This window comes from Ruegeria sp. C2, assembly GCF_056537765.1.
Map to the genome: position 1 here is coordinate 833,134 of NZ_JBQFRZ010000001.1, position 26,767 is coordinate 859,900.

General features: G+C 56.5%; 27 protein-coding genes. 9 read left to right on the forward strand and 18 right to left on the reverse strand.

The annotated features are described in order from the left end of the window. Positions 1 to 74 precede the first annotated feature (74 nt). The gene (tsf, locus tag ACR0IV_RS04200; RefSeq protein WP_480657687.1) at positions 75 to 950 is read left to right on the forward strand and encodes a translation elongation factor Ts; all 876 of its coding nucleotides are present in this window, start codon (positions 75 to 77) and stop codon (positions 948 to 950) included. Between the two features lie 376 nt (positions 951 to 1,326). On the opposite strand, the gene ACR0IV_RS04205 is transcribed toward tsf, so the two are convergent. From ACR0IV_RS04205 to ACR0IV_RS04215, 3 genes are all read right to left on the reverse strand, one after another. Next, positions 1,327 to 2,079, reverse strand: a complete 753-nt coding sequence (locus tag ACR0IV_RS04205; RefSeq protein WP_480657686.1) for an autoinducer binding domain-containing protein — start codon at positions 2,077 to 2,079, stop codon at positions 1,327 to 1,329. After that, positions 2,076 to 2,525: a type II 3-dehydroquinate dehydratase gene (gene aroQ / locus ACR0IV_RS04210; RefSeq protein WP_480657684.1), complete on the reverse strand. Its 450-nt coding sequence runs from the start codon at positions 2,523 to 2,525 to the stop codon at positions 2,076 to 2,078. Before aroQ ends, ACR0IV_RS04205 begins: the two co-directional genes overlap by 4 nt. Positions 2,526 to 2,654: 129 nt before the next feature. Next, positions 2,655 to 3,656, reverse strand: coding sequence for an NADPH:quinone oxidoreductase family protein (locus ACR0IV_RS04215; RefSeq protein ID WP_480657682.1), 1,002 nt, complete (start codon positions 3,654 to 3,656; stop codon positions 2,655 to 2,657). A 112-nt stretch (positions 3,657 to 3,768) separates the two neighbouring features. Here ACR0IV_RS04215 and ACR0IV_RS04220 point away from each other — a divergent pair, with 112 nt between their 5' ends. The 4 genes from ACR0IV_RS04220 to ACR0IV_RS04235 are packed head-to-tail and all read left to right on the forward strand — an operon-like array spanning position 3,769 to position 7,777. Next, complete coding sequence (locus ACR0IV_RS04220; protein ID WP_480657681.1) at positions 3,769 to 4,587, forward strand: SDR family NAD(P)-dependent oxidoreductase; 819 nt, start codon at positions 3,769 to 3,771, stop codon at positions 4,585 to 4,587. Positions 4,588 to 4,611: 24 nt separating this feature from the next. Then, positions 4,612 to 5,640, forward strand: coding sequence for a phosphotransferase (locus ACR0IV_RS04225; RefSeq protein WP_480657679.1), 1,029 nt, complete (start codon positions 4,612 to 4,614; stop codon positions 5,638 to 5,640). A gap of 3 nt (positions 5,641 to 5,643) precedes the next feature. Continuing rightward, the gene (locus ACR0IV_RS04230; RefSeq protein ID WP_480657678.1) at positions 5,644 to 6,861 is read left to right on the forward strand and encodes a serine hydrolase domain-containing protein; all 1,218 of its coding nucleotides are present in this window, start codon (positions 5,644 to 5,646) and stop codon (positions 6,859 to 6,861) included. Between the two features lie 49 nt (positions 6,862 to 6,910). Further along, complete coding sequence (locus ACR0IV_RS04235; protein ID WP_480657676.1) at positions 6,911 to 7,777, forward strand: acyl-CoA thioesterase; 867 nt, start codon at positions 6,911 to 6,913, stop codon at positions 7,775 to 7,777. Here the strand turns inward: ACR0IV_RS04235 and ACR0IV_RS04240 are convergent. Both ACR0IV_RS04240 and ACR0IV_RS04245 read right to left on the reverse strand, forming a co-directional pair. Beyond that, the gene (locus ACR0IV_RS04240; RefSeq protein ID WP_480657674.1) at positions 7,774 to 8,541 is read right to left on the reverse strand and encodes an SDR family oxidoreductase; all 768 of its coding nucleotides are present in this window, start codon (positions 8,539 to 8,541) and stop codon (positions 7,774 to 7,776) included. The genes ACR0IV_RS04235 and ACR0IV_RS04240 overlap by 4 nt on opposite strands. 116 nt (positions 8,542 to 8,657) lie before the next feature. Continuing rightward, positions 8,658 to 9,887: an acyl-CoA dehydrogenase gene (locus tag ACR0IV_RS04245; protein WP_480657673.1), complete on the reverse strand. Its 1,230-nt coding sequence runs from the start codon at positions 9,885 to 9,887 to the stop codon at positions 8,658 to 8,660. A gap of 95 nt (positions 9,888 to 9,982) precedes the next feature. On the opposite strand from ACR0IV_RS04245, the gene ACR0IV_RS04250 reads away from it, so the two are divergent. Continuing rightward, positions 9,983 to 10,894 (forward strand): LysR substrate-binding domain-containing protein, encoded by a 912-nt coding sequence (locus ACR0IV_RS04250; RefSeq protein ID WP_480657672.1) that lies wholly within the window; start codon positions 9,983 to 9,985, stop codon positions 10,892 to 10,894. Here the strand turns inward: ACR0IV_RS04250 and phoB are convergent. The 10 genes from phoB to ACR0IV_RS04300 form a co-directional block, all read right to left on the reverse strand. Beyond that, positions 10,891 to 11,580 carry a phosphate regulon transcriptional regulator PhoB gene (phoB, locus tag ACR0IV_RS04255; protein WP_480469806.1) on the reverse strand — a complete coding sequence of 230 codons (690 nt, stop codon included), beginning with the start codon at positions 11,578 to 11,580 and terminating at the stop codon, positions 10,891 to 10,893. The genes ACR0IV_RS04250 and phoB overlap by 4 nt on opposite strands. Before the next feature lie 12 nt (positions 11,581 to 11,592). Next, complete coding sequence (gene phoU / locus ACR0IV_RS04260; RefSeq protein WP_480469805.1) at positions 11,593 to 12,294, reverse strand: phosphate signaling complex protein PhoU; 702 nt, start codon at positions 12,292 to 12,294, stop codon at positions 11,593 to 11,595. A gap of 16 nt (positions 12,295 to 12,310) precedes the next feature. Continuing rightward, positions 12,311 to 13,108, reverse strand: a complete 798-nt coding sequence (gene pstB, locus ACR0IV_RS04265) for a phosphate ABC transporter ATP-binding protein PstB (protein WP_480469804.1) — start codon at positions 13,106 to 13,108, stop codon at positions 12,311 to 12,313. Between the two features lie 12 nt (positions 13,109 to 13,120). Then, positions 13,121 to 14,452, reverse strand: a complete 1,332-nt coding sequence (gene pstA, locus ACR0IV_RS04270; RefSeq protein ID WP_480657671.1) for a phosphate ABC transporter permease PstA — start codon at positions 14,450 to 14,452, stop codon at positions 13,121 to 13,123. After that, complete coding sequence (pstC, locus tag ACR0IV_RS04275; RefSeq protein ID WP_480657669.1) at positions 14,449 to 15,921, reverse strand: phosphate ABC transporter permease subunit PstC; 1,473 nt, start codon at positions 15,919 to 15,921, stop codon at positions 14,449 to 14,451. Before pstC ends, pstA begins: the two co-directional genes overlap by 4 nt. Positions 15,922 to 16,010: 89 nt before the next feature. Then, a complete protein-coding gene (locus ACR0IV_RS04280) occupies positions 16,011 to 17,051 on the reverse strand; it encodes a substrate-binding domain-containing protein (protein ID WP_480469801.1) in 1,041 nt (346 codons plus the stop codon). Positions 17,052 to 17,232: 181 nt separating this feature from the next. Continuing rightward, on the reverse strand, positions 17,233 to 18,264 hold the full coding sequence (locus ACR0IV_RS04285) for an ATP-binding protein (protein WP_480657668.1): 1,032 nt from the start codon (positions 18,262 to 18,264) through the stop codon (positions 17,233 to 17,235). A 6-nt stretch (positions 18,265 to 18,270) separates the two neighbouring features. Further along, the gene (locus ACR0IV_RS04290; protein ID WP_480469799.1) at positions 18,271 to 18,792 is read right to left on the reverse strand and encodes a gamma carbonic anhydrase family protein; all 522 of its coding nucleotides are present in this window, start codon (positions 18,790 to 18,792) and stop codon (positions 18,271 to 18,273) included. Then, positions 18,789 to 19,430 carry a guanylate kinase gene (gene gmk, locus ACR0IV_RS04295; protein ID WP_480469798.1) on the reverse strand — a complete coding sequence of 214 codons (642 nt, stop codon included), beginning with the start codon at positions 19,428 to 19,430 and terminating at the stop codon, positions 18,789 to 18,791. Before gmk ends, ACR0IV_RS04290 begins: the two co-directional genes overlap by 4 nt. A 16-nt stretch (positions 19,431 to 19,446) precedes the next feature. After that, a complete protein-coding gene (locus ACR0IV_RS04300; RefSeq protein ID WP_480657666.1) occupies positions 19,447 to 20,337 on the reverse strand; it encodes a YicC/YloC family endoribonuclease in 891 nt (296 codons plus the stop codon). Between the two features lie 232 nt (positions 20,338 to 20,569). Between ACR0IV_RS04300 and ACR0IV_RS04305 the strand changes: the two genes are divergently transcribed. Next, on the forward strand, positions 20,570 to 21,244 hold the full coding sequence (locus tag ACR0IV_RS04305) for a PAS domain-containing protein (RefSeq protein ID WP_480469796.1): 675 nt from the start codon (positions 20,570 to 20,572) through the stop codon (positions 21,242 to 21,244). A gap of 54 nt (positions 21,245 to 21,298) precedes the next feature. On the opposite strand, the gene ACR0IV_RS04310 is transcribed toward ACR0IV_RS04305, so the two are convergent. After that, positions 21,299 to 22,669, reverse strand: coding sequence for a class II 3-deoxy-7-phosphoheptulonate synthase (locus ACR0IV_RS04310; protein WP_480657665.1), 1,371 nt, complete (start codon positions 22,667 to 22,669; stop codon positions 21,299 to 21,301). A gap of 169 nt (positions 22,670 to 22,838) precedes the next feature. On the opposite strand from ACR0IV_RS04310, the gene ACR0IV_RS04315 reads away from it, so the two are divergent. Beyond that, on the forward strand, positions 22,839 to 23,843 hold the full coding sequence (locus tag ACR0IV_RS04315) for a GlxA family transcriptional regulator (protein WP_480469794.1): 1,005 nt from the start codon (positions 22,839 to 22,841) through the stop codon (positions 23,841 to 23,843). Between the two features lie 2 nt (positions 23,844 to 23,845). Here the strand turns inward: ACR0IV_RS04315 and ACR0IV_RS04320 are convergent, their stop codons facing one another. Then, positions 23,846 to 24,253, reverse strand: a complete 408-nt coding sequence (locus ACR0IV_RS04320) for a hypothetical protein (protein WP_480657663.1) — start codon at positions 24,251 to 24,253, stop codon at positions 23,846 to 23,848. A 32-nt stretch (positions 24,254 to 24,285) separates the two neighbouring features. Continuing rightward, positions 24,286 to 25,389 carry a PQQ-dependent sugar dehydrogenase gene (locus tag ACR0IV_RS04325; protein WP_480657662.1) on the reverse strand — a complete coding sequence of 368 codons (1,104 nt, stop codon included), beginning with the start codon at positions 25,387 to 25,389 and terminating at the stop codon, positions 24,286 to 24,288. A 150-nt stretch (positions 25,390 to 25,539) separates the two neighbouring features. Between ACR0IV_RS04325 and ACR0IV_RS04330 the strand changes: the two genes are divergently transcribed. Further along, positions 25,540 to 26,721: an ABC transporter substrate-binding protein gene (locus ACR0IV_RS04330; RefSeq protein WP_480469791.1), complete on the forward strand. Its 1,182-nt coding sequence runs from the start codon at positions 25,540 to 25,542 to the stop codon at positions 26,719 to 26,721. Positions 26,722 to 26,767: the final 46 nt, after the last annotated feature.

Below are 26,767 nucleotides of genomic sequence, written 5' to 3' on the forward strand. Positions count from 1 at the left end.
TGCCCGTCACGTTATTGACATATGGGGCAGGGTAGACCTGCCCCAATTCCGTTTGAATTGAGGAGAGCCTAAAGATGGCAATCACAGCAGCAATGGTTAAAGAACTGCGCGACTCGACCGGCGCAGGCATGATGGACGCAAAGAAGGCGCTGACCGAAACCGGCGGTAACATGGACGAAGCCGTCGACTGGCTGCGCACCAAAGGTCTGGCCAAAGCGGCCAAGAAATCGGGCCGTACCGCAGCAGAAGGTCTGGTTGCTGTTCACGTCAACGGTGGCAACGGTGTTGCTGTCGAAGTGAACTCGGAAACCGACTTCGTTGCGAAAAACGCCGACTTCCAGGAAATGGTTGGCAAGATCACCTACGCTGCCGAAGGCGTTGACGACATCGACGCTCTGCTGGCTGCTGATCTGGGCGGCAAGTCGGTTGCAGACACCCTGACCGACAAGATCGCCACCATTGGTGAAAACATGTCGGTACGCCGCATGGCCAAACTGTCGGGCGACACTGTGGTTTCCTACGTCCACAACGCAGCCACCAACGGCATGGGCAAAATCGGCGTTCTGGTTGCTTTGACCGGTGGCGACGAAGCGATCGGCAAGCAGGTTGCGATGCACATCGCGGCTGTGAACCCCGCAGCTCTGTCCGAAGCGGACATGGACCCGGCTGTTGTCGAGAAAGAAAAGCAGGTTCAGATGGACATCGCCCGTGAATCCGGCAAGCCGGAGCAGGTGATCGAAAAGATGATCGAAGGCCGTATGAAGAAATTCGTCGCCGAATCGACCCTGTTGAACCAGTCCTTCGTTGTGAACCCTGACCTGACCGTCGAAGCAGCGGCCAAGGAAGCGGGCGCAACCATCACCGGATTTGTTCGCATGGAAGTCGGCGAAGGCATCGTAGTCGAAAAAGAAGACTTTGCCGCAGAAGTTGCAAAGGCCGCTCAGGGCTAACGCAAGCTATTTTCTGGCATTGAAATTCAAGAACCCGGCTGCTCACGCAGTCGGGTTTTTTCATATGAAACAAGTAACTATCAGTTTCTTGTAGGTACAAGCTGATGGCACGATTTTCTGGTGAGATTGAGGGGCCCCGCATGATGGGGATGGACAGGGCCCCTCAACAATTTCCAACTAAGTGACGCGGACGAATAGGCGCCTCTTGGTCAGATCAATCAGAGAGCTTTGTTATGGCAAAGATCTGATCAGAATGTTCCCTGGCTAAAGCCACCACTCACGGAACAGTATCAATTTGCAATTTTATAGATAGATTCGGAAAGTCATGTATTCCTTACCCAAGGTCAATCTGACGCAATACGGCGTCAGAACCGGGTCAGACTTCCATCACGAACATCTGATTCTGAAGCGCGGCCTTCAATACGGCCTGGGCCGTCGTCTCAACCGAGAGCGCTTCGCGCGCGAGCCGGAGGTGTTTTTCTACGGTCGCCGCCGTTAGCCCCATCAGCAGGGCAATATCTTGCGTGGTCTTTCCGTCACCCACCCATTGCAGGGCTTCACGCTGGCGTTTCGTCAAGGCGCGGTTCGGAGCGTTGTACGGCAAGGTGAGTATTTTCAGATGAGCAACATTGTTCATCAGCAGAATATCATCACCATGCTTGCGCCAGACCTCGTCCATCTCTTTCTGGTCGTGGTCACGCGCTGCCAACGAAATAGCGCCTTTTGAACGCATCGAGACCGAATTGAAGCTGACTGTATAGCCAGACGTCACACCAAAAGATTTGTTGAAGTCATATACTCTGCGTTCCTCGGCTGACATTACACCGCTGGACATCATGTCATTTATCATGCTCCAGCTTGCCGCGCCTTCATTATCCAGCGCCCACTTCAGCATCGGGGCGTGGAAATAAAGCCCGGAACGCAAAAAGCCGTCCAGATAGTTGGTACAATGGTTGCTGAGGATAACAAAATCTTCGGGATCACCTAGCGAAGTCGCAGTGCGATATTGCGTATAACCATAGAGCAGCCGATCGAAACCATACCCTGCCATCTGGCGGCAATGCGCGTCCCAAAGCTCTTCTAGAGTCTTGGTATAACTTAGAAAGCTGAGGTATTCCCTGAGGTTCATACCACGCTCCTCTCGCTGAGATGGGCTGCAAGGGCGTCAAGCGCCATGACATAGCTTTGTGCGCCAAATCCGCAGATTTGGCCGATCGCGACTCGGGCGATGTAAGAGGTATGACGAAACACCTCACGAGCGTGGATGTTAGACAGATGCACCTCGACCGTCGGCACTTGCGCCGAGGAGATCGCATCCATCAGGGCCACCGAAGTATGGGTATAGCCACCGGCATTCAGAACGATGCCATCCTGCACCCCGCGTGCCGAATGGATCGCATCGATCAGGGCGCCTTCGTGATTGGACTGAAGATGAGAAACCGACAGGCCAATCGTCTGGCCGTGAGACACGCACAGGTCTTCGATCATCTTCAATGTCGTATGGCCGTAAACCTCGGGCTGTCTTGTGCCCAGCAAATTCAGGTTCGGACCATTCAGAACCAGGATATTATGCATCTTCAAACTGTCCCCATCTCTCTTTTTCATAAACTCGAATAATCTGGGCGTCCAGCGGCCTCGTTCAGAGAAGGTAAGGTCGCATCGACGCATCGTGGCTGATGGGAATATTTGCAGATGTAATAAGGATCACACATCCTGCATTGTCACAACGACCTTTCCGAGAACCGAACGCTGTTCCAGCAGCTCAATTGCCTCTGCCGCGCGTGTCAGGGGCAATCGCAAGCTGATACGTGGCGAGATTTTTCCGTCGTTGTAGAGTGTAAATAGCTCTTCAATATTTCGAGCATGGCCTTTGGGGTCGCGAAACACCGATGCGCCCCAAAAGACCCCAACAATCTGGCAGCCTTTGAGCAGGGTCAGATTCAACGGAAGGCTCGGGATGCCTGCCGGAAAACCGACCACCAAATAGCGCCCGCCCCATGCCATGCTGCGCAAGGCGGGTTCGGCATAGTCTCCGCCCACGGCGTCATAGACGACGTCGACCCCATCGCCCCCAGCAAGCGATTTGATCTTGGCGGAAAGCGCTTTCTGGGAGCCTCGATCCAATTCGCGCGAGTAAACGAGCGTCTCATCCGCACCAATCTGTTTGCAGAACTCTGCCTTGTCTTCGGAAGAAACCGCCGCAATGACGCGCGCGCCCATAGCCTTGGCCAGCTCTATTGCTGCAGACCCCACGCCACCAGCCGCGCCCAATACCAGAACGGTTTCTCCGGCCTGCAGCTGTGCCCGGTCTTTCAGAGCGTGATAAGATGTGCCGTAGGTAAAAATGAAACAGGCAGCGTCATCAAAAGGCATCGTGTCGGGAATCTTCACCGCAGTCGCAGCTTTGGGGGTAAGATGTGTCGAGAACCCTCCATGCCCGGACAGGGCCAAAACACGATCGCCGATCTCAAATCCTGACACTCCGTCACCAAGCGCGAGGACTTCGCCCGCAATCTCTCCGCCCGGAGCAAAGGGACGTGGTGGCTTCATCTGATACAGATCGCGAATGATCAGAGTATCGGGGAAGTTCACACCAGCAGCCCGGACACGGATCAGCAGTTCGCCCTTGCCAGGTGTCGGGTCGGGCAGTGTGGTTAGCTCCAAAGACTCGGGACCGCCCGGTGTGACGCTGAGTAATGTTTGCATGCCTTCTCTTGCCCCTTGCTTCGGTGGTGCTGAAATCGTTGGATTACAGGCACGGGTTGTCAAGAAGATGACCTGTCAGCTTCCGTAACGGTATCTGGGTAGAGGAGAGCACATGACGCCTGAGACTTTGTTTTCGCTGAACGGCAAAACCGCTCTGGTCACCGGAGGTGCAACAGGCATCGGTCGGATGGCGGCCGAGGCTCTGGTACGCGCAGGGGCCCATGTATTGATCGCTTCACGTAAGGGCGATGCATGTGAGGCCGTGGCTGCGGAGCTGAACGCGATGGATGCGCCCGGATCGGCTGAGGGGTTTGCAGGGGATATCGGCAGTGAAGAGGGAATAGATGCTCTGATCGCTGAAGTGAGGAAACGGACAGAAACACTAGAAATCCTGATGAATAATGCCGGCGTCACTTGGGGTGCGCCTATGGGGCAGTTCCCCTATGCAGCATGGGATAAGGTGATGTCGGTCAATGTAGCAGGTATTTTTGATCTGACCCAAAAGCTGTTGCCGCTGTTGATGAAATCCGCCTCGGATGACGACCCGGCGCGCGTGGTCAATGTTGGGTCGGTGATGGGCGAAACGCCGATGGGTGACGGCGCCTATAGCTATTCCGCGTCGAAAGCGGCAGTGATCCATCTGTCCAAGATCATGGCCAAGGAGTTGGCACCTTACCGCGTGACAGTGAATGCGCTTGCGCCGGGACCGTTCGTGTCGCGCATGACAGCCTTTGCCACCGAAGATGAGGACAAACGTGAGCGTGTTGGCAAATCCGTCCCGCTTGGCCGCGTAGGTCGTGCCGAGGATATCGGAGGCTGCGTGCTCTTCCTCTGTGGACGCGGGGGCAGCTATGTCACCGGGGCGGTCCTGCCAGTCTCGGGCGGGATAAATGTGCAGAGCGGCGGGAACATCTTTGCCGACGCTCTATAGCTGCTTTCAACATCTGGGTTTCGGATGACTGATCAGGAAAATACGTTAGATATAAATGCGGTAAATGCGTACCTTGAAACACATCTAGGTGATTATCAGGGCCCGCTTGAAGCAACGAAATTCACGGTCGGGCAATCCAATCCGACCTATCTGCTGCAAACGCCTAGTAAGAACTACGTTCTGCGGCGCAAGCCACCGGGCGTATTGCTCAAGTCTGCGCATGCAGTGGATCGTGAGTTTCGGGTTCAAAGCGCTCTGATCAGCTCCAGGGTCCCGGTGCCGCAGGTGTACCTTCTGTGCGAAGACGACAGCATCATCGGCTCAGCGTTCTATGTGATGGAGCATCTGGACGGACGCTCATTCGTTGATCCTGTTATGAAGGGTGAAAACAACGCCACTCGTGCTGGCATATTGGATGAGATGAACCGCGTTCTGGCCGAGTTGCACATGGTAGACATCGATGCCGCAGGCCTGTCGGATTTCGGCCCTCCGGGGAATTACTTCGAACGACAGATCGGGCGATGGACCAAGCAGTACCGAGCTTCGGAAACCGAAGATATAAACTATATGAATAGCTTGATCGGCAAACTTAAACAACAAATCCCTGCGGATGACGGCCAGAGAACATTGGTTCATGGCGACTATAGGATTGATAACATGTTGTTCGAGCACACTGGAACGAACTGCATTGGCGTGCTGGATTGGGAACTGTCGACCATCGGCCATCCTTACGCGGATCTTGCGGCGGTAATCATGCAGTGGCAGTTGCCACCGGGTAAGGAAGGGCGTGGATTGGCCGGGGTGGATCGCGATGCACTAGGCCTCCCATCGGATCAGTCATTTATTGCAGATTATTGCGCGCGGCGCGGCCTGCCGGGGATCGAGAATTTCGGCTTCTATCTCGCCTTCAACTTCTTCCGCATGGCGGCCATACTTCAAGGTGTCTACAAACGGTCGCTGGATGGCAACGCCTCAGACCCTGCAAGGGCGCGCGCCTTTGGTGCATATGTTCCGGTATTTGCTCAACATGGCCTATCCGCGCTGGAGGCGTAGATCATGAAATTTGACCCAACCGCACTAACCCGCATTCAATCCTGGATGCAGCGATATGTAGACGAGAAAAAATACGTCGGCAGCAGCCTACTGATTCTGCACAACGGGCAGGAGGCGTTCTTTCACAGCTGTGGTCGCCGGTGTCTTGAAAATGACTTGCCGTTTCAGCGCGATAGCCTCGTGCGTATTTATTCTATGACCAAACCCGTGACCTCGGTTGCGCTCATGATGCTGGTTGAGCGCGGGCAGTTTCATCTCGACGCACCCGTTTCCGAGTTCCTGCCCGAGTTTCAGTCGATGCAAGCCCTGATTCCCGGCGCCACGCGCTTGGATCAGACCGAGGCCGCACCAACGCCAACCCTGCATCAGTTGCTGACGCATACCAGTGGTCTCAGTTATCCGTTTAATCCCGGGTTGCTGCCCGAGGCGATGGATGAGCTTGGACTGATATTTTCACCGGCACAGGGTCCGCTCGCGGATCGGGTCGAGGTCCTGGCCACTTTGCCTCTGGCTTTTCAACCGGGCCACCGCTGGGAATACTCGGTGGGTATCGACGTCATCGGTCGCGTCATCGAGGTCACCTCGGGGCAGTCCTTCGAGCGCTTTCTGGCCGATCACATTTTTGAGCCACTCGGCATGCACGAGACGGGGTTTTCAGTGCCGAACGGGGCAGGGGATCGGTTCGCCTCGCTCTATACGCCGCTTGAAGGCGACGCGATGGCATTGAATGCGGCCAAGACCGGGGGCGATACGCTGCGCCTAGTTGATTGCGCCGGAGACTCTCCGTTTGAAGCCACAACGACTTTCTCTGGTGGAGGCGGGCTGATCAGTACGATCGATGATTACAGTCGCTTCGCTGAAATGTTGCGCAACAAAGGCTCAGGAAACGGGGAGCGCATTCTGGGGCCAAAGACGATAGAATTCATGCTACGCAATCACTTACCCGGCGATATTGCATCGATGGGCCCCCAAAGCTTTGCCGAGCAACCCATGGAAGGAACCGGGTTTGGCATTGGAGGTGCCGTGGTTTTGGACCCGGCGCGCCTGCGGTGTCCGGGCTCGGTCGGTGATTTCGGTTGGGGTGGCATGGCGTCCACCTATTTCTGGGTGGATCAAGTCAATGATTTCTCAGCGGTGTTCTTTACTCAGCTTTCACCTTCCAGCTCTTACCCCTCGCGTGCGGAATTGAAGGCACTTGTACATGGTGCGCTCGTTGAATGACCTCGGTGTGGATGATAGCCGGGGACATCGCTAAGCCGGAGACCCACTTATGACCGAAGCCGAACGCGTTCTGCTTGACCTGCTCAACATCGAAGCGCTTGAAGTTGATCTGTTCCGGGGTACTGGCTCTGGTGGAGAGACCCCAACGCGCATCTTTGGTGGGCAAGTGATCGCGCAGGCCCTTGCAGCAGCTTACAGGACCGTCGATGACCGGTTGTGTCATTCGCTGCACGCTTACTTTATTCGGCCCGGCGATCCTTCGATTCCTGTTATATATCAAGTGGATCGCGCCCGAGATGGAGGTTCTTTCACCACCCGTCGTGTGGTTGCAATCCAACATGGAAAGCAAATCCTGAACCTTTCGGCATCGTTCCACAAACAGGATGATGGTTGGGATCATCAGCATCCTATGCCGAAAGTGGAGCCACCAGAGCATCACCCATCACGCGATGAAATGCGTCAGAAGTATCTGAGTCGCGTGCCTGAAGTGCTCAAAACAGAACTTCTGCGCGAACGTCCAATCGAAGTACGTGAGGTCGCTCCGCTGGACCTTTTTACGCCGGACAAAGCAGATGACCGGAACCATGTGTGGTTCCGTATGGGGGCTGCAGCACAGGCCGACCGGATTACGCAGCACCTGCTGCTGGCCTATGCGTCTGACATGAGTTTGCTGAGTTCGGGCATGCGCCCGCATGGCCTCAGTTGGTTCACTGGTGAGATCGATGGTGCCAGCCTGGATCATGCGCTCTGGTTTCACGCGCCGGTACAGTTCCAGAACTGGCACCTTTACGCGATGGAATCGCCATGGACGGGGCAGGGGCGTAGTTTCAACCGGGGATCGATTTATTCGCAAGACGGCACATTGGTTGCCTCAGTCGCGCAGGAAGGTTTGCTTCGGCGACGTCGCTCGCGTTAAGTTTCGCTGGTATATTTTTGATTCAACTTGGACATTCCGTCGATCCAGCGGTCATAATCTGCTGTTTTCAACCGCATATAGTCCAATACCTGAGGATGCGGCAGGATTAGAAACCGCTCCTCGGCCAGCGCTTCGACACAGGCCTGAGCGACTGCTTCGGGCTCAAGCATACCGTCGATCGCCGCAACTGAATCCTCATGTCCACGGGTCATGTCCGAACGTACCGCCTGAGGGCACAGAACCGACACTCGGATTCCTTGATGCCCATAGGTCAACGCGACCCATTCTGCAAACCCAATGGCGGCGTGTTTTGTGACGCCATATGGTGCCGCGCCAGGTTGATTGAGCAGCCCTGCGGCCGAGGCGGTCGTCATCAGGTATCCGCCGCCACGCGCCACCATACGCGGTAATAAATGCCGAGCGGTCCAGACATGAGACATGACGTTAATTTGCCAAATCCGTTCCCATTCGGTGTCCGGAACATCAAGCCCGCCAAGTGTTAGAATACCGGCATTCGCACAAAACAGATCTATTGGTGCGATGCTATCCTCAACGGTTTCGATCAAGTTGCAGATGTCAGCTTCCTGAGAAACATCGCAATGAATGGCATGACCACCGATCTTGTCCGCAACGTGCTGCGCACCGGCAGCGTCGATATCTGCGCAAACAATGCGCGCACCTTCATTGGCAAATCGTTCAGCAAGTCCTTGGCCAATGCCACCAGCGGCGCCGGTCACAACAACTGTCTTATCGTTCAGGTGCATGTCTGTCTGTGCTCTGAGTTTCGCAGATCAGCCTAACACGTTGGAAAACCATCGCCAGAGTGGATTTTCTGACGATAGTTTTTTTTCATAATACCGATTATGCGGAAAGTGTTATATCAGTAGAATGCCTGCAACCCGGTCTGCGCCCGACCAAGAATCAGCGCATGCACGTCATGCGTCCCCTCATAGGTATTCACGGTTTCCAGATTGATCATGTGGCGCACCACCTGGAACTCAAGCGAGATACCATTGCCCCCATGCATGTCCCGTGACATCCGCGCGATGTCCAGCGCCTTGCCGCAGTTGTTGCGCTTGATGATCGAGATCATCTCGGGCGCAGCTTCGGCCTGATCCATCAAACGCCCGACACGCAGGCTTGCCTGAAGGCCCAGAGCGATTTCAGTTTGCATCTCAGCCAGTTTGCGTTGGAACAGTTGGGTCTGCGCCAATGGCCGATTGAATTGCTTTCGATCCAGACCGTATTGACGCGCAGCATGCCAGCAGCTCTCAGCCGCCCCCATAACGCCCCAACTGATCCCATAACGCGCGCGGTTCAGACATCCGAACGGTCCTTTCAGGCCCTGCACATGCGGCAGTAACGCATCTTCGCCGACCTCAACGCCTTCCATCACAATTTCGCCGGTGATCGAGGCGCGCAGGCTCAGCTTGTTTTCGATCTTCGGCGCGCTCAACCCCTTGGTGTTCTTGTCCAGCACAAAGCCCCGGATCTTGCCATCATGCGCATCCGACTTGGCCCACACGACAAACACATCTGCAATCGGAGCATTCGAAATCCACATCTTGCTGCCAGTCAGACGATAGCCACCGTCAGTCTTTTCAGCCCGGGTTTTCATGGCAGCAGGATCAGAGCCTGCATCCGGTTCGGTCAGCCCGAAACAGCCAATCCATTCACCGCTGGCCAGCTTTGGCAGGTATTTCCGGCGCTGCTCTTCGCTGCCATAGGCATAGATCGGATACATCACCAGCGAGCTTTGCACCGACATCATCGAGCGATAGCCGGAATCCACCCGCTCAACCTCGCGCGCGACCAGCCCATAGCTCACATATCCCGCACCGATGCCGCCATATTCCTCGGGGATTGTCGTGCCCAGCAGGCCCATTTCGCCCATTTCCCGAAAGATTTCAGGATCGGTCTCCTCGTTCTGAAACGCCTGAGTGACGCGCGGCTGCAGCTTTTCCTGCGCATATGCGCGGGCACTGTCAGCAACCAATCGTTCATCTTCTTCCAACTGATCTGCCAGACGGAAAGGATCGTCCCAAGCAAAGTTTCCCAAATCGGGCGCGTCTTTGGCCCTTAGAACTGGTTTGGTCTCTGGCGCGTTCATGATGAGTCTCCGATACAATGTCTCGCGCATCATAATCTGAGGTTTCCTCAAAAAACAGCGAGACATTTGCACATTTTCATGACTAAAACGCATAGATGAGTATGCGCCGCCCCATCCTGCCCCCGATCTCCGCCCTGCGTGCATTGGAAGCGCTGGATCGACTAGGCTCTGCCTCGGCGGTTGCCGACGAAATGGCATTGACGCAGAGCGCTGTCAGTCGGTCGCTGCAAACGCTTGAGGCGCATCTGGGCGCAGAACTCGTCAGCCGTGACCGAAAGAGATTGTCGCTGACCAAGGCCGGGCAGGATTATGTGCAAGAGATTCGGCCAGCCTTGTCCCAGATCGCGCAGGCTGCGCTGAAATTGCACGTGTCGCCTGTTGGAGGTACGTTGAATCTGGCAATCCTGCCGACCTTTGGGATGCGTTGGCTGGTACCGCGTCTGCCGGATTTCGCGCGTTTGAATCCGGACATAACCATCAACATGACAACTCGGCTGAGGCCGTTCAATTTCGCGTCGGAACCCTTTGACGCTGCGTTGCACTTTGGTGAGCCTGACTGGCCAGGAACCGACCGTTTGTTGCTAAAAATGGAACGCGTTCTGCCGGTTTGCGCGCCTGAGCTGCTACCGCAGGGAACACCGTCTACACCAGACGAATTGCTCAAATTGCCGTTGCTACACATCCAGACGCGTCCACGGGCTTGGCAAGAGTGGTTCCGACAAATGGGGGTCGAGGCTCCGCATCCCCTGCCCGGCACCGTGCATGATCAATTCAACACAATCAATCAGGCTGCCTTGCACGGTCTAGGTGTGGCGTTGCTGCCCAACTACCTAATTGAGCAGGACCTTGCGACAGGTAACCTGGTCGCCGCCTTCCCCGATGCATTTGAGACGCTGGGTGCCTATTATCTGGTCTGGCCCCACGACAAGTCGCAGGACGATTCGTTGCGACAGTTCCGACACTGGCTTGCCTCCCAGGCCCAGACCGAAGAGACGTTGCCGCGTTAGCCTAACGCGTACCCTGCCCCACGGACCGTCCGTACCGGATCTTCACCACCGTGCTGCGTCAATGCCTTGCGCAAACGACCGATATGAACGTCCACAGTGCGCGTATCGACATAGATATCGCGGCCCCAGACCCGGTCGAGCAGCTGTTCACGGCTCCAGACCCGACCCGGTTTTTCCATGAAGGTGCTGAGCAGGCGGAACTCGGTTGGGCCGAGCTTCAAAGGCTTATTGTCCCGGCTGACCTTATGGGTTTCTGAGTCCAGGATGATATCATCGAATTCTAGCCGAATACCCACCGTCGCTGGACGCACCCGACGCAGCTGAGTGCGGACCCGCGCCATCAACTCCACCACCGAGTAAGGCTTGATCACGTAGTCATCCGCCCCGGTTTCCAGACCGCGCACCTTATCGACCTCTTCCGAACGCGCCGACAGCATGATGATCGGGATCGATCGGGTATCGGGCCGTGTCTTCAGGCGGCGACAGACCTCAATACCGCTGAGATTGGGCATCATCCAGTCGAGAACGATAATGTCCGGGCGGTCTTCTTCGACGAGCAACAAACCCTCGTCACCATTCGCGGCTTTTGTGACCCGGAACCCCTCGGCTTCGAGGTTATAGGAAAGAACCTCACGCTGGGCCAATTCATCTTCAACCACCAGCACCGTCGGTTGATCAGCGGACATAAGGTCAGCCTCCTAGATCGTTTGCGAGGTGTTATCGGCCTTGGGCCGTGCTTCGGTCGGCCGTTCACCAGTGACCAAATAGACCACCTGTTCCGCGATTGCCGTAACGTGATCACCCATGCGTTCGATGTTCTTCGCGATGAAGTGCAGATGCATGCAGGACGAGATGTTGCGCGGATCTTCTGCCATGAAAGTCAGGAATTCGCGGAACAGCCCGTTATACATCTGGTCAACCTCCAGATCGCGTTCAATCACATCCGTCGCGAGTTCGGCGTCACGTTGAATATAGGCATCCAATGCATCGCGCAGCATCAGCTCAACCTCGCGCGCCATCCGACGTAGGGCGGCGGCGCTGCCGTTGATTTCACCAGCGTTGACCAGCACGGTCGTGCGCTTGGCGATATTCTTGGAATAGTCGCCGATCCGCTCAAGGTTGGTCGACACCTTCAAAACTGACAGCACCAGACGCAGATCACCCGCCGTTGGCGCGCGCAGCGCGATCAGTCGTGCGGTTTCTTCGTCGATAAGCTCTTCCAGCGCGTCGATGGCCTTGTCGCCCTGACGTACTTCTTTCGCCAGTTCTTCGTCGCGGGTTTCCAGCGACCGGGCCGCACCCATGATCGCGGCCTCGACCAAACCGCCCATCTTCATGATATGCGCCTGAATGGTTTCGAGGTCGCGGTCGAACGCGGATGCAATATGTTGTTCGCTCATTGCAATAATCCTGTGCTCAGCCGATCCGGCCGGTGATGTAGCTTTCTGTGCGAGGGTCTTCGGGGTTGGTGAAGATTTGCCCCGTCTCGCCAAATTCAACCAGATTGCCCAGATGGAAGAATGCTGTCTTCTGGCTGACCCTTGCCGCCTGCTGCATCGAATGAGTCACGATCACCACCGAATAGCGCGAGCGCAGTTCATCGATCAGCTCTTCAACCTGAGCCGTTGCGATTGGGTCAAGCGCCGAGCAAGGCTCGTCCATCAACAGAACCTCAGGTTCGGTTGCGACCGCACGCGCAATGCAAAGGCGTTGTTGTTGACCACCCGAGAGGCCGGTGCCGGGGGCATCCAGACGATCCTTGACTTCATCCCAGATCGCACCACGGCGTAGGGATTTCTCAACGATCTCATCCAGTTCCGCCTTGTTCTTTGCGAGGCCGTGGATGCGTGGACCGTAGGCCACGTTGTCATAGATCGATTTGGGGAACGGGTTCGGCTTCTGAAACACCATGCCGACCTTGGCACGCAACTGTACCGGATCGACGCGTTTGTCATAGATGTCCTCACCATCCAGCAGGATATCACCTTCAACGCGACAGATATCAATCGTATCGTTCATCCGGTTCAGACAGCGCAGAAAGGTGGACTTGCCGCAGCCCGAGGGACCGATGAAGGCCGTCACGGTCTTATCTTCGATATCAACGCTCACGTCCTTGATGGCGTGGGTCTCGCCGTAATAGACCTGAACCTGCTTGGCGTTGATCTTGATGTTTTTGGAGTCCACGGTTCTCTCCACTCGTGTCATGTCGTTCATTTTAGCCCCCAATTACCAGCGGCGTTCAAAGCGGCGGCGCAGGATGATTGCGATGATATTCATGGTCAGCAGGAACATCAAAAGGATGATGATGCCACCCCAGGCTTTCTCATAAAACCCGACATCAGCACGCGCGGCCCATGTGTAAATCTGTGCAGGCATTGCCGAGTTCGGCTCGGTAAAGCCTGCGAGGAAACCATCGGGGTAGCCGCGGGCAACAAAGCCCACCATGCCGATCAGCAGCAGCGGTGCGGTTTCACCCAGGGCCTGCGCCAGCCCGATAATTGTACCAGTCAGGATACCTGGCGCGGCCAGTGGCAACACGTGATGAAACACGGCCTGCATTTTCGAGGCCCCTACCCCCAATGCCGCGTCACGGATAGACGGGGGAACCGCCTTCAGCGAGGCACGGGTCGAGATGATGATGGTAGGCAGAGTCATCAGCGTCAACACCAGACCGCCAACCAACGGCGCCGATTGCGGCAGATGCATGAATTGGATGAACACGGCCAGGCCCAGAATACCGAACACGATGGACGGAACGGCGGCCAGGTTCGAGATATTCACCTCGATCAGATCGGTGAACCTGTTCTGTGGTGCGAACTCTTCCAGATAAATCGACGCGGCCACACCGATGGGCAGCGACAGGCACAGTACCACCAGCATCATGAAGAATGAGCCAACGACCGAGGCACCGATGCCTGCGCCACCGGGGTTATCCACGCCCGAGTCGGCTCCGGTGATGAACGGCCAGTTGAAGGCCTGCTTGATGATGCCCGCTTCTTTCAAAGCGTCCACCAGATCCAGATCGCTGAGTTGCAGGAAGCGGCTGTCCTGCAGGGTGTCACGCGACACCCTGCCCTTAAAATACCCATCCACCCGGCTTGAAGCCGCCAGATCGAACATGATCGGCTCATCCAGCTTGCTTGGATTATCGGCATAGAAGGTTCGGATCGTACCCCCGATTTTGCCCAACAGACGCTCGATGGCATCCTGATCGAAATCCACCGTGATACCGCTTTCGGCCAGTTGTTCATTCAGCTCTGCAATAAACAGATCGGAATAAGCTTTGGTCTTGAATAGCGTACCTTCGGCTTCGTCGCGCTGTGCTGGCGTCAGAGTGAACTCGACGCTAATCACAGTGCGTTTGAAGGCCGGGATGCCTTGCGACAGGATCGAGGTGAACAGCACGACCAGAAAGAACAAGCCAGTCGCGATGGCAACGATTCCGTACGCGCGAAAGCGTTTTTCAGCAGCAGCGCGTTTCTTGGTCCGTGCATCGGACGCCGTAAGCGAGACCGCGTGACGGCCGGTTTCGGGGCTTTGCATGCTGGCGTCGGTCATTCGTACTGCTCCCGATACTTACGCACGATATAAAGGGCGAAAACGTTCAGCCCCAGCGTGAGGATGAACAAGGTCATGCCGAGCGCGAAGGCCACAAGCGCTTCGGGCGAGGCGAAATCCGCGTCGCCGGTCAACTGGCTGACGATCTTTGCGGTGACGGTTGTCATGGCCTCGAACGGGTTGAGGTCGAGCCGTGCTGCGGCCCCTGCCCCCAGAACCACAATCATGGTCTCACCAATTGCGCGCGAGGCGGCCAGCAAGATCGCACCTACGATGCCGGGCAATGCTGCGGGCAAAACGACTTGCCGGATGGTCTCGGACTGGGTGGCCCCCAGCCCATAAGACCCGTCACGCATCGCCTGCGGCACCGCATTGATGATATCATCAGACAGCGATGAGACGAACGGGATCAGCATAATGCCCATGACCAGACCGGCGGTCATCACCGCGGTGCCGGCTTTCATCCAGCCTAAGCCGTCATCTCCGAACACGCTCAGCAACAGTGGGCCAACGGTTAGCAAGGCAAATAGACCGTAAACGATGGTCGGGATACCGGCCAGGACCTCCAGCATCGGTTTGGCGATCGAGCGCACGCGGGAAGAAGCGTACTCGCTGAGGTAAATAGCAGCAAACAAACCAATCGGCACAGCCACCAGCAATGCAACCAACGAGATGTAGAATGTGCCCCACAGCAACGGGATGATACCCAGATCAGACGCGCCACCACGGCCCGAGAAACTGGGGGCCCATGTTGTTCCGAAGAAGAACTCTGATGCTGGATAAAGCTTAAAGAATTCCCACGTGTTGAAGACCAGCGACAGTACGATGCCGACCGTCGTCAGGATCGCAATCGATGCAGCCGCCAGCAGCATCACACGAATTCCCTGCTCAACCACATTGCGGGCGCGGTATTCCGAATGTGTCTGGAACCAGCTGAACGCGGCACCTGCCAAGGCGATCAGTATCACGGCAATGGACATAATCGTATAGCCGGTCGAGTTAATCGACCGGTATGCCTGGGCGGCATGCAACACGGGCTGTGTGATTTCCGAGGTCACAACCTGGCCCGCGTCTTTCAGCCGCTGGGTCATCTCGGAAACATCCGCCTGCGCATCCTGTGCGGTCTCTTCGGTGAGATGCCCCTGAGCGACCGCACTGTCCAGACCATTAGCCGTCCGGCGCACTTCGGCCATAACAAGGCTACGCGACGATCCTTCCTTGATCGCCGTTTCGGGAACCATCTCCGAGACCTGAGAATTCACGTAGAGCGGCTGAACCAGCAGCCAGACGATCAACAGACCAAAGGCGGGAACGATAACTTTCAGCGCAACATTCGCCCCATAAAACGAGGGAAGAGAATGCAGGTTACGGCTGTCCCCTCTGGCACTTTGCAAGGCGCGCATTCGCCCCAACACATATCCGACTGCCGCGATCGCAAGTACGATCAGAATGAGCCAAAGAATTGGCATATTGCCCCCACAGGTCTTGATCGGGATTAGGGAAAGAAACGGGGGCGACTATAAATGCCGCCCCCGCTCAATTAACACGGGGTTTGGAATTAGCTGCCCGAACCCAAAGTTACTTCGTTGGCAATCGCATCCTGCGTTTTTGCCAGCTCAGGGTCGGCAACCAGACCGTAGTTGGCCAGCGGACCCGACGCACCTGCAATCTCATCATGAGTGAAGAACTGAGCGTATTCTTTCAGGCCAGGGATCACGCCGATATGCGCTTTCTTAACGTAGAAGAACAGCGGGCGGGAAACAGGGTATTCACCCGACGCGATGGTCTCGGTCGAAGGCGCGATACCACCCATGGTGGCCACTTTCAGCTTGTCGGTGTTGTTCTCGTAGAACGCCAGACCGAAAACACCGATGCCGTTGGTGTTGGTGTCGATGCGGGCCAGGGTCTCGGTGTAGTCACCGTCGATGTCGACCGACTTACCGTCAGTACGAACGTCAAGGCATGCATCTTCGGCATCATCTTCGCTCATGCCGCCTGCGATCATGGCTTCCATGGCGCCGGTCGCTTCACAACCTGCAAGCAGAACCTTGTCTTCGAACACTTCACGGGTGCCGTGCTTGGTGCCCGGGATGAACATCGCGATCTCAACGTCCGGCAGGTCGCCATTGAACTCGGCCCAGCTGTTGAAGCTGTTGTCGACCAGCGCGCCGTCTTTCATGACTTTCGAACCGATGGCGTTGTAGATGTCTGCCGGCTGAAATGCGGTAAAGGCCGGGCCCGACTGCTGGCTTGCGAACACGATGCCGTCATAGCCAATGCGTACTTCCATGATGTCGGTCACACCGTTTTCGGCGCAAGCTTTGATTTCTTTTTCGCGGATGGCGCGCGATGCGTTTGCAACGTCGATTGTGTTTTCGCCAACGCCTTCGCAGAACCGCTTGAGACCAGCCGACGAACCACCCGATTCAACAACCGGGGTCGGGAAGTCTGTATTTTCACCAAACAGTTCGGCAACGATCGAAGCATAAGGCAGTACGGTCGACGAACCGGCAACCTGAACGTTGTCACGTGCAGCAGCAGCAGTTGCCGAGACGGCAGCGATTGCCAGCGCAGAAGCCGACAGTTTTACAAAGGACATTTCAGTCTCCTTGAGAAGGATGGGTACTGATCATCCCCATGATGATCTGCGCAAAGCCCTAAGAGCCGCGCGTAAGCCTTTTGTGACAGGTATGTAACGGTTTTATGACAAGTTAGGATATTTTGAAAATTTCTTAACTTGACGATACGTCAGCGGCGGATCGCCTGTCCGCCATCTGACCTCAACGGGGCAGTATGACGGTGAACACGGCACCCTGCCCCAGCTCACTTTCCACCCGCAACCTGCCCCGATGTCGGTTGACAATGTGTTTGACGATCGCAAGCCCCAGCCCTGTTCCACCCAACTCGCGCGAGCGATGGCTGTCTGCGCGATAGAAACGCTCGGTCAAGCGGGGAAGATGTATTGGGTTGATGCCGGGACCCTGATCAATGATTCCGATTCTCACGGCTGGCCCGCGCATGGCAGTATCGCGCTCCGACAACGTCACTACGACCTGAACCAGCCCCCCGCTGCCGCCGTATTTTATGCCGTTTTCCACAAGGTTGGTGATAACCTGTCGTAACTGATCGCTGTCACCCACCATCGTCACCGGATCATCCGGGGCGTCCAGTGACAGCTTTACATTGGCATCATCTGCAAGAGGTCGAAGGGTGTTCAATGTGGATTGGATCAGGCCGGTCAGTTCCAGAGGTTCCTTTGGCCTGACCCGCTCTTCGCTTTCCACCCTGTTGAGTGACAGCAGATCCCCCACCAACCGATTCATTCGATTGGCCTCGTCCGCCATGATCTGCAAAAATCGCTCTCGGGCCGCCGTATCATCGCGCGCAGGCCCGCGCAGCGTTTCGATGAACCCCATCAGAGCGGTCAGCGGCGTCCGCAGCTCATGACTGACATTGGCCACAAAATCGCGTCGCATCTGACCGGCCTGCTCCAGATGGGTGACATCCTGAAACACCACAAGCACAACCCGTGAGTCGTTCATGTACCGGCACTGCACCTCAAAGGTCGTATCTTGTGCACCATCATTGGACAGATGCCGCGCGTTGCTAGGCTGCTTTGCCCGAATACATTGCTCAATCGCTTCGATCACCTGAGGTTGCCGAAGGATCGTGGCGAAGTGCCGTCCCTCAATCGCCGCACCCAACAGAGTACGCGCTTCGGTGTTCGCCGCAACGATCCGCTCAGATTGGTCAACCAGCAGGGTCGGCATCGGGATGGCAGATACAAGCTCGGCATGAAAGGGATCCGACATGCGATATCAGACCGGTTTCAGCGTTTCGCGGAACTTGCGCATGTTGTCCTGATAGTGCAGCGCGCTCAGCGTCAGGCGTTGCGCGGCCTCATCATCAAGCTGACGCACAACCTTGCCCGGCGTTCCCATGACCAGCGAATTATCAGGGATCTCTTTGCCTTCAGTGATCAGGGCCCCTGCCCCGATCAGGCAATTCTTACCGATTTTTGCCCCGTTCAGAACGATAGCCCCCATGCCGATCAGAGAGTTGTCCCCGATCGTGCATCCATGCAGCATGACCTTATGCCCGATGGTGCAATTCGCGCCGATGGTCAGCGGGTATCCGGCATCGATATGCATCACGCAATCTTCCTGCACGTTACTGCCCGCACCAACGCGAATCTCTTCGTGATCTGCGCGGATTGTGCAGCCAAACCAGATCGAGGCCCCCTGTTCCAGCACCACCTTACCGATCAGGTTGGCATCAGGCGCGACCCAGGTATCCTCGTGAATCTGAGGCTGATGCTCTCCCAAAGCATAGATCGTCATGACTGTTCCTCGAACTCGGTCTGCAAGGTACGGATGTGGTTCTGCAGGCGCGGCTGCTGAATGCGGCGCATCCGCTCGGCACTGACGATGGTTTTCAGCTTCTCCTCGGTCGCGTCCAGATCGTCGTTGATCAGGACATAATCGTAGTAACCCCAGTGGCTGATCTCATCCCAGCTTTTCAGCATGCGCTTGGCAATCACGTCTTCGCTGTCCTGCCCCCGGCCTTCCAGGCGGCGCCTCAGTTCGGGAATCGACGGTGGCAGGATGAAGATCGACAACGCATGTTTGCCCAAATCCGAATTCCTGATCTGCACTTCCCCCTGCCAATCGACATCGAACAACACGTCACGGCCCTTGTTGATCGACTCGCGCACCGGATCGGCGGGTGAGCCATAAAAGTTCCCGAACACGTGGGCATGTTCCAGCATTTGCCCATCGGCAACCTGCTGTTTGAACGCGTCTTCTGACAGGAAGTAGTATTCGCGCCCATGTTCTTCGCCCGGTCGTGGTGCACGCGTGGTGGCCGAGATCGAAAACTCCAGATCGCTGTCCCATTGCATCAAACGTCGGGCCAAAGTGGACTTGCCTGCGCCCGAGGGCGAGGACAGAATGATTAATAGACCCCGGCGATCTGCCATGTGTGTGCCCTCGTTCCTATTCCACGTTCTGAACTTGTTCGCGCATCTGATCGATCACCGCCTTCAACTCAAGCCCGACGGATGTCAGCTCGGCATTTTGCGATTTTGAACAGAGCGTATTGGCCTCGCGATTGAATTCCTGCATCAGGAAATCCAGCTTGCGCCCGACCGGACCGTCCTGATCCAGCAGCGCACGCGCGGCGGCGACATGAGCGGCCAGACGGTCGATCTCTTCAGTGATGTCCGCCTTGACGGCGATCAGCGCCAGTTCCTGCGCGACTCGTTCAGCGTCGACACCTTGCGCATTATCGACAACACGCGCCAGATTGTCCTTTAGCGCCTGTGCCATCTCCTCTCGCCGCTGCTCGGCCAGATCGGCAGCCGTCTCTGTCAGCCTAGAAATCTGATCTAACTGACCGCCGAGAATGCCGGCCAGCGCTTGCCCCTCGGCCTTACGCATGTCTAGGAAAGCAGCCAGCAAGCCGCTGAATTCGGTCTTGAGCTTCTCAACCAACGGAGCGGGATCATCATCTTCGCTACCCGCTTCAAGCATGCCCTTCAGCGTCAGCAGATCACTGGCCTTGGATCCCGCCAGTTCGATACCACGCGCAGCGGCCATCGCCTCGGTCTGCGATAGCGCCGCCAGAGCGGCCTCCATGGCTGAAACGTTCAGCTTGATGTCAGAGGCGCTCTCTTCCCGGTTCAGCCGTAACGATAACGTCACGTTGCCCCGGCTGACCTGTTTCGACAGCTCCCCCCGCAGCGCAGCCTCAAGCCCGGTCAACCAGTCCGGCACGCGCAGGCGCATATCCAGTCCCTTGCCGTTTACGCTGCGCAGCTCCCAGCTCCAGCTATGGGGGCCAAACGCTCCTTTGCCCGAGGCGAAACCGGTCATGGATTTGATCATGCCTGCCCTTTCCGTCAAAACCGCTCGCCGCACCTAATGCCAACAACGGGCTAGGGGCAAGACCTTGCTCATTTGTGGCAGAGACGCGATCGGTTAACCATTCGTTAAAGAATTGATCCAAAATTGTATTAACCCGTGTCAATCTGACAGTCGGAAGCGCTGATGAACCCCAGCTATGCCCGAAAGATGGCATTTTAGGAAAATCGCGACTGATTGACGATAGGGTGATGAAATGAAAACCTTTTTCGGGACTGGCTCTGGCTCAGGATTTGGAAAGATCGTCGCGATGGACCGATTTGACAGCGGGCGCAGCCTGTCCCCAATTCGTCAGGCCGAAGCTTATTGGACCGCCCTTCTTGGCGGCGACGGCGTGCCGATGCGGTCACAGATCGATCCTCGCGGGTTAGAGAATGTTCTGGAATACACGTTCATACTCGAACGTATTGCACCGGGTCTGGCACGGTTTCGTCTCGCCGGAAGCCACCTGAACAAGCTGGCTGGGATGGAGGTGCGCGGCATGCCTCTGACTGCCTTTTTCGAACCCAGCGCGCGTGATGATGTCAAAACCTATCTCGACCGGGTGTTCACGGCACCGGCTGTGGTCGAACTTGGATTGACCTCAAAAGGCAAACTGGGCCGTGCATGCCTGCAAGCTCGTATGATCCTGTTGCCGCTTAAAAGCGATCTTGGGGATGTCAGCCGCGTGCTGGGTGTCATGCTCAGTGACGGCGTGATTGGCACCACACCGCGTCGTTTCTCGATAACTGATCATCGGGTGCGCGAACTGTCAGAGCTACGGCAACCGCCCAAACCCGCTCCGCATGAGGCTATGGGTTTTGCCGAACAGCAAAGCGAGTTTGTGCGGTCCGAACCATATCTTCGGCTGGTATCTTCCCGCGATGACTAAGAAAAACGGCGGGTCAGTGGCCCGCCGTTCTGATTTCTAAACTGTCGCGGTCTCTCAACTCGCGGCACGTTTGACGCGATCGCGGCGCAGATTGGTCAATTCTTCCGCCACCAGGAATGCCAGTTCCAGCGACTGTGTCGCGTTCAGGCGCGGGTCGCAGGCCGTATGGTAGCGATCCGACAAGTCCTCTTCCGTCACGGCGCGTACGCCGCCGGTGCATTCGGTGACATCAAGACCGGTCATCTCAAAATGTACACCGCCGGGCACGGTGCCCTCGGCCTGATGCACTCCGAAGAAGTCGCGCACCTCGCGCAGGACCGAGTCGAACGGGCGCGTCTTGTAGCCCGTCGCCGACTTGATGGTGTTGCCATGCATCGGATCGCAGACCCAGGTCACCTTGGCACCTTCTTCCTTCACAGCCTTGATCAGACGTGGCAGATGCTCACCAGCCTTACCCGCACCAAAACGCGCAATCAGGGTCAGGCGACCCTCTTCGTTCTCGGGGTTTAGCTTGGACATCAGGACCTTCAGGTCTTCCGCTGTCGTTGTCGGACCACATTTCAGGCCGATCGGGTTCAGAACGCCGCGGCAGAACTCGACATGCGCGCCATCGGGCTGACGTGTCCGATCACCAATCCAGATCATGTGACCGGAACCGGCCAACCAGTTGCCCGAGGTCGAATCCAGACGGGTCAGCGCTTCTTCGTATTCCAGCAGCAAGCCTTCGTGGCTGGTGTAGAATTCGACCGTCGAGAACTCATGCGTGGTATCGGCCGTGATGCCTGCAGCGCCCATGAAATCAATGGTGTCCTGAATGCGGTCGGCAATTTCCGAGTATTTCTGAACGTCCTGTTCATCGGTGAAACCCAGAGTCCACGAATGCACCATGCTCATATCGGCGAAACCACCAGTCGAGAACGCGCGCAAAAGGTTCAGCGTCGCGGCCGCCTGCGTATAGGCCTGCAGCATCTTGCCGGGATTCGGGATGCGAGCCTCGGGCGTAAAGGCCAGCTCGTTGATGATGTCACCGCGGTAGCTGGGCAGTTCCACACCATCCAACACTTCGGTCGGGGCGCTGCGGGGCTTGGCGAACTGACCCGCCATCCGACCCACTTTAACCACGGGCACCTTGGCGCCATAGGTCAGAACCATGGCCATCTGCAGCATCACCTTGAACGTGTCACGGATCGCATCAGCACTGAATTGTTCAAAGCTTTCAGCACAATCGCCGCCCTGCAGCAAGAAGGCCTCGCCGCGACCGGCGGCACCCAGATGTTGCTTGAGACGCCGCGCCTCGCCTGCAAAAACCAGCGGGGGATACTGCGAAAGCTGCGCCTCGACTTTGGCCAGCGCGGCCGCGTCGGTATAGTCTGGCATCTGAACCCGGGGCTTGCTGCGCCAGTTCGTTTTTTGCCATTCGGTCATAGCTTGGATCTCCGCTGAGGTAATTCAGGTGGTCTCTATACAAAATGCATTCGTCAGAGACCATATCACATTTGCGCCTCTTGACGCCGCAAACAAGCTTTGAGCATGGTGACAGCTATATCCGCCGACGTTTCGAACCCGGCGTGCACCGAATCAAGGACACATCGCCATGCAAGAGCAACGCCAAGTTGTCACCGTGGATCGAGAAGCGGGCAAGCCGCTCAATTTTGTTTTCGTTCTGCTGGATAAGTTCTCGCTGCTTTCCTTTGCGTCTGCGCTCGACAGTCTGCGGATTGCCAACCGGATGGCGAACCGGGAGCTCTACACCTGGAAACTGACCGGTGAAGGCGGTGAACTTGTACAGTGTTCGGCGGGAACCACCTTCAAACTGGATGCCGATCTTGAAGAATTGCAACGCGACGACGTGATCCTGATCTGCGGCGGAGTTGATGTTCAGGCAGCAACCACCAAACGGGTTCTGAACTGGATGCGCCGCGAGGCGCGCAAGGGGTTGAAGATCGGAGGGCTTTGTACGGCCGCCTATACGCTGGCCAAAGCCGGATTACTGGAAGGCAAACGGGCCACGATCCACTGGGAAAACTCGGACAGTTTCTCGGAAGAATTCGACACTGTTGAACTGACCAAATCAGTGTTTCAGGTCGATGGGAACCGGATGACGACGGCGGGCGGCACCTCATCAATTGACCTGATGCTCAAGATTATCGCCGATGACTATGGCGAGGATCTTGCGAACGCGGTTGCCGATCAGATGATCTATTCCTCGATCCGTACCGATCAGGACACTCAGCGTTTGTCGACGCCGACGCGTATCGGGGTGCGGCATCCGAAGCTCAGTCAGGTGATCCTGATGATGGAAAAGAATATCGAAGAGCCGATCTCACCCTCGATCCTGGCCAAGGATGTGGGCATGTCCACCCGCCAATTAGAGCGCCTGTTCCGCCGCTATCTCAGCCGCTCGCCCAAGCGGTATTACATGGAGCTACGCCTGCACAAAGCGCGCAATCTGCTGATGCAGACCGATATGAGCGTCATCAACGTAGCTCTGGCCTGTGGTTTTGCCTCGCCCAGCCATTTCTCAAAATGCTACCGGGCGCACTATAACACCACGCCCTATCGCGAGCGTGGTGCGCAGAGCGGGAGGCTGTCGGTTTAATACTAGAACCTTGTCAAAAGTTCCTCGGGATTGGTGTTGAGATAGAACTGAATAACTATCAAATCGTCATCGCGTTCATGTAACAGCGCGTAGAAGTAAACATAGCTTTTCATGTCATTCCAATAGGCTCGCAACTCCTGCGAAAAGCCATTTTCCAACTCAACACGCTTAATGACTGCCGCGTTTGTCAAATAATAAGGAACCACATCTCGAAGCTGGGTCTGGATGCGGGCCAGCTCTTGCTCAGTATATTCATCCGCACCTCCGAAATCTCTGATTACAGTAGAGAATTCCCGGTTCTTCATCTTCTTGTCCAAAAAGCTCTGATACCCTTCGTAGGATGAAAACTCTTCGGCCAGAGCGGGCATAGCGGAAAAAAGCGCAACGACAATAATCAGAACTCGCGTCATAAAGCATTCCAATAGGTTGTGATGCTTCTGTGTTACTTGGCAGGTGTCATCCTGTAAACTGCTCCCTCACCTACAGAAATAAACCAGATCGACCCATCGGGCGCTTCGACGATATCGCGTACGCGTTCCGTTTCAGGGCCTTTTATCTGCTCGACCTCGCGCAACGGTGTCCCAGCCAGCCGGGAAATGTAATCGAACTTGAGTGACCCCACGAAAAGGTTTCCAGCCCAGCTCGGCCAAAGCTTACCAGAATATACCATCAGCCCAGAGGGCGCGATGGACGGGTCCCAATAGTGCTGCGGTTGCTCCATGCCTTCTTTTGCGGTGCCTTCTCCGATTTTCTTGCCTGAGTAGTGCTTGCCATACGAAATAACGGGCCAACCATAGTTTCGCCCCGGCTGAATCAGATTTACCTCGTCACCACCCTGCGCACCGTGCTCGGCAGTCCAAAGACGCCCCTGAGCATCCAAACCGGCCCCTTGCGGATTGCGGTGGCCATAGGTCCAGATTTCAGGGCGAATATCGCCTTGCCCTACAAACGGATTGTCCGAAGGCACCGATCCATCACGATTAATCCGGATCACGGATCCGATGTGATTTGTCCGGTTCTGTGCCTGCGGCCGATCCCCCCGGTCTCCAATCGTGACAAAGAGCGTTCCATCATTGGCCTCGACAACGCGTGAGCCAAAATGACGTCCACCGGAGCCGCCGGGAAGGGCCTCAAAGATGATCCGCGTGTTGGCCAGACGCTTGCCGTTTTCCGATAAACGCGCCACCGCGAGCGCGGTGCCTGCCGCCCCACCGCTTTGCGGCTTGGAAAAGGTCAAAAAAATCTCACGCGTCTGGCCGAAGTCTCGTGCAATTGTCACATCCAGCAAACCGCCCTGCCCGTTTGTAGAAACTTTCGGGGCGCCCTGCACTCTCTGGGATTTGCCATCAGACACATACAGCAACTGCCCGTCACGCTCAGTCACCAGAAAAGAACCATCTGGCAATATTCCGACCGCCCAAGGGGTATCGAGCTCTTCGATCATAGGTTGGACAAGAACCGCGCCTTCTGACGTTTCGAGGATATCGGCGCGGACAATCCCCGCGCTAGACAGCAGGATTAGAATCGCAAACGCTTTGAACTTCATGATCTCTTCCTCAGGCAGGCGGTTTTATCATCATGAGAACAAATAGGTTTATGCCCCACAAAAACACGTTTGCGTTAGGACTTTTCTTTTTCGCATGGCTTGCCTAGGGTCGTGCGCAGAACGAATACGTTCACAATAGGGAGTAACCATATGAAAAAGCTGCTGACTGCAACTGCAGCCACCGCTCTGCTGGCGGGTACCGCAATGGCCGAAGACGTCAAACTGGGCGTGCTGTTCGGCTTCACCGGCCCAATCGAATCGCTCGCACCTGCCATGGGTTCGGGCGCCGAAATGGCGATGGCCGAGGTCACCGAATCCGGGAAACTGCTGGACGGTGCGACCGTCACCGGGACCCGCGCCGACACGGGCTGCATCGACAACGGTCTGGCCACCTCGAACGGCGAACGTATGATCGCAGACGGCGTTGCCGGTATCATCGGCGGCGACTGCTCCGGCGTCACGGGTGCGATCCTGCAAAACGTCGCGATCCCGAACGGCATGGTGATGATTTCACCCTCCGCCACTTCGCCGGGCCTGTCGACCATGGAAGACAACGGCCTGTTCTTCCGCACCGCGCCGTCGGATGCGCGTGAGGGTCAGGTGATGGCTGACATTCTGAACGATCGTGGCATCAGCTCGATCGCGCTGACCTATACCAACAACGACTACGGCAAGGGTCTGGCAGATGCGATCCAGTCCTCGTTCGAGGCTTCGGGTGGTGAAGTCACCATCGTTGCTGCGCACGAAGACGGCAAAGCCGACTATTCGGCAGAAGTTGGCGCGCTGGCCTCGGCCGGTGGCGACATTCTGGTCGTTGCGGGCTATCTGGACCAAGGCGGTCTGGGCATCATCCAATCGGCGCTGGACAGCGGTGCGTTTGACACCTTCGGTCTGCCCGGCGGCATGATCGGTGACTCGCTACCTGCAAACGTTGGTCCCGACCTGAACGGTTCGTTCGGTCAGATCGCCGGTTCGGGTGGTGAAGGTGCTGAGAAGTACTTTGCCATGGCCGAAGCCGCCGGTTTCGACGGCTCGTCGCCCTACTCGCCGGAAAGCTATGATGCAGCAGCGCTGTTCATGCTGGCCATGCAGGCCGCAGGTTCGACCAACGCGGCTGACTACGGCGCCAAGATCATGGACGTTGCCAACGCTCCGGGTGAGAAGATCTATCCGGGTGAACTGGCCAAAGGTCTGGAACTGTTGGCTGCCGGTCAGGAGATCGACTATGTCGGCGCATCGGGTGTTGAGCTGATCGGCCCCGGCGAAAGCGCTGGCTCGTATCGTGAGATCGAAGTCACCGACGGCGAGAACAAGACCGTCAACTTCCGTTGATCCTGCGTTAACAGTCATAAAAACAAGCAGCCCGGGCCTTGTGTCC

Excerpts from the sequence above, each read along its gene's own strand:
- ACR0IV_RS04290 (WP_480469799.1), bottom strand. The coding sequence starts at position 18,792 with ATGACGATCTATGCTTTGGGAGAGCATCAGCCTCAGATTCACGAGGAT.
- pstC (WP_480657669.1), bottom strand. The coding sequence starts at position 15,921 with ATGCCAATTCTTTGGCTCATTCTGATCGTACTTGCGATCGCGGCAGTC.
- ACR0IV_RS04285 (WP_480657668.1), bottom strand. The coding sequence starts at position 18,264 with ATGTCGGATCCCTTTCATGCCGAGCTTGTATCTGCCATCCCGATGCCG.
- ACR0IV_RS04245 (WP_480657673.1), bottom strand. The coding sequence starts at position 9,887 with ATGAACGCGCCAGAGACCAAACCAGTTCTAAGGGCCAAAGACGCGCCC.
- ACR0IV_RS04230 (WP_480657678.1), top strand. The coding sequence starts at position 5,644 with ATGAAATTTGACCCAACCGCACTAACCCGCATTCAATCCTGGATGCAG.
- ACR0IV_RS04280 (WP_480469801.1), bottom strand. The coding sequence starts at position 17,051 with ATGTCCTTTGTAAAACTGTCGGCTTCTGCGCTGGCAATCGCTGCCGTC.
- ACR0IV_RS04215 (WP_480657682.1), bottom strand. The coding sequence starts at position 3,656 with ATGCAAACATTACTCAGCGTCACACCGGGCGGTCCCGAGTCTTTGGAG.
- ACR0IV_RS04205 (WP_480657686.1), bottom strand. The coding sequence starts at position 2,079 with ATGAACCTCAGGGAATACCTCAGCTTTCTAAGTTATACCAAGACTCTA.
- aroQ (WP_480657684.1), bottom strand. The coding sequence starts at position 2,525 with ATGCATAATATCCTGGTTCTGAATGGTCCGAACCTGAATTTGCTGGGC.
- ACR0IV_RS04225 (WP_480657679.1), top strand. The coding sequence starts at position 4,612 with ATGACTGATCAGGAAAATACGTTAGATATAAATGCGGTAAATGCGTAC.
- tsf (WP_480657687.1), top strand. The coding sequence starts at position 75 with ATGGCAATCACAGCAGCAATGGTTAAAGAACTGCGCGACTCGACCGGC.
- ACR0IV_RS04315 (WP_480469794.1), top strand. The coding sequence starts at position 22,839 with ATGCAAGAGCAACGCCAAGTTGTCACCGTGGATCGAGAAGCGGGCAAG.
- pstB (WP_480469804.1), bottom strand. The coding sequence starts at position 13,108 with ATGAACGACATGACACGAGTGGAGAGAACCGTGGACTCCAAAAACATC.
- gmk (WP_480469798.1), bottom strand. The coding sequence starts at position 19,430 with ATGGCAGATCGCCGGGGTCTATTAATCATTCTGTCCTCGCCCTCGGGC.
- ACR0IV_RS04310 (WP_480657665.1), bottom strand. The coding sequence starts at position 22,669 with ATGACCGAATGGCAAAAAACGAACTGGCGCAGCAAGCCCCGGGTTCAG.
- ACR0IV_RS04320 (WP_480657663.1), bottom strand. The coding sequence starts at position 24,253 with ATGACGCGAGTTCTGATTATTGTCGTTGCGCTTTTTTCCGCTATGCCC.
- ACR0IV_RS04325 (WP_480657662.1), bottom strand. The coding sequence starts at position 25,389 with ATGAAGTTCAAAGCGTTTGCGATTCTAATCCTGCTGTCTAGCGCGGGG.
- ACR0IV_RS04300 (WP_480657666.1), bottom strand. The coding sequence starts at position 20,337 with ATGATCAAATCCATGACCGGTTTCGCCTCGGGCAAAGGAGCGTTTGGC.
- ACR0IV_RS04235 (WP_480657676.1), top strand. The coding sequence starts at position 6,911 with ATGACCGAAGCCGAACGCGTTCTGCTTGACCTGCTCAACATCGAAGCG.
- ACR0IV_RS04250 (WP_480657672.1), top strand. The coding sequence starts at position 9,983 with ATGAGTATGCGCCGCCCCATCCTGCCCCCGATCTCCGCCCTGCGTGCA.
- ACR0IV_RS04330 (WP_480469791.1), top strand. The coding sequence starts at position 25,540 with ATGAAAAAGCTGCTGACTGCAACTGCAGCCACCGCTCTGCTGGCGGGT.
- ACR0IV_RS04240 (WP_480657674.1), bottom strand. The coding sequence starts at position 8,541 with ATGCACCTGAACGATAAGACAGTTGTTGTGACCGGCGCCGCTGGTGGC.
- pstA (WP_480657671.1), bottom strand. The coding sequence starts at position 14,452 with ATGACCGACGCCAGCATGCAAAGCCCCGAAACCGGCCGTCACGCGGTC.
- phoB (WP_480469806.1), bottom strand. The coding sequence starts at position 11,580 with ATGTCCGCTGATCAACCGACGGTGCTGGTGGTTGAAGATGAATTGGCC.
- phoU (WP_480469805.1), bottom strand. The coding sequence starts at position 12,294 with ATGAGCGAACAACATATTGCATCCGCGTTCGACCGCGACCTCGAAACC.
- ACR0IV_RS04220 (WP_480657681.1), top strand. The coding sequence starts at position 3,769 with ATGACGCCTGAGACTTTGTTTTCGCTGAACGGCAAAACCGCTCTGGTC.
- ACR0IV_RS04305 (WP_480469796.1), top strand. The coding sequence starts at position 20,570 with ATGAAAACCTTTTTCGGGACTGGCTCTGGCTCAGGATTTGGAAAGATC.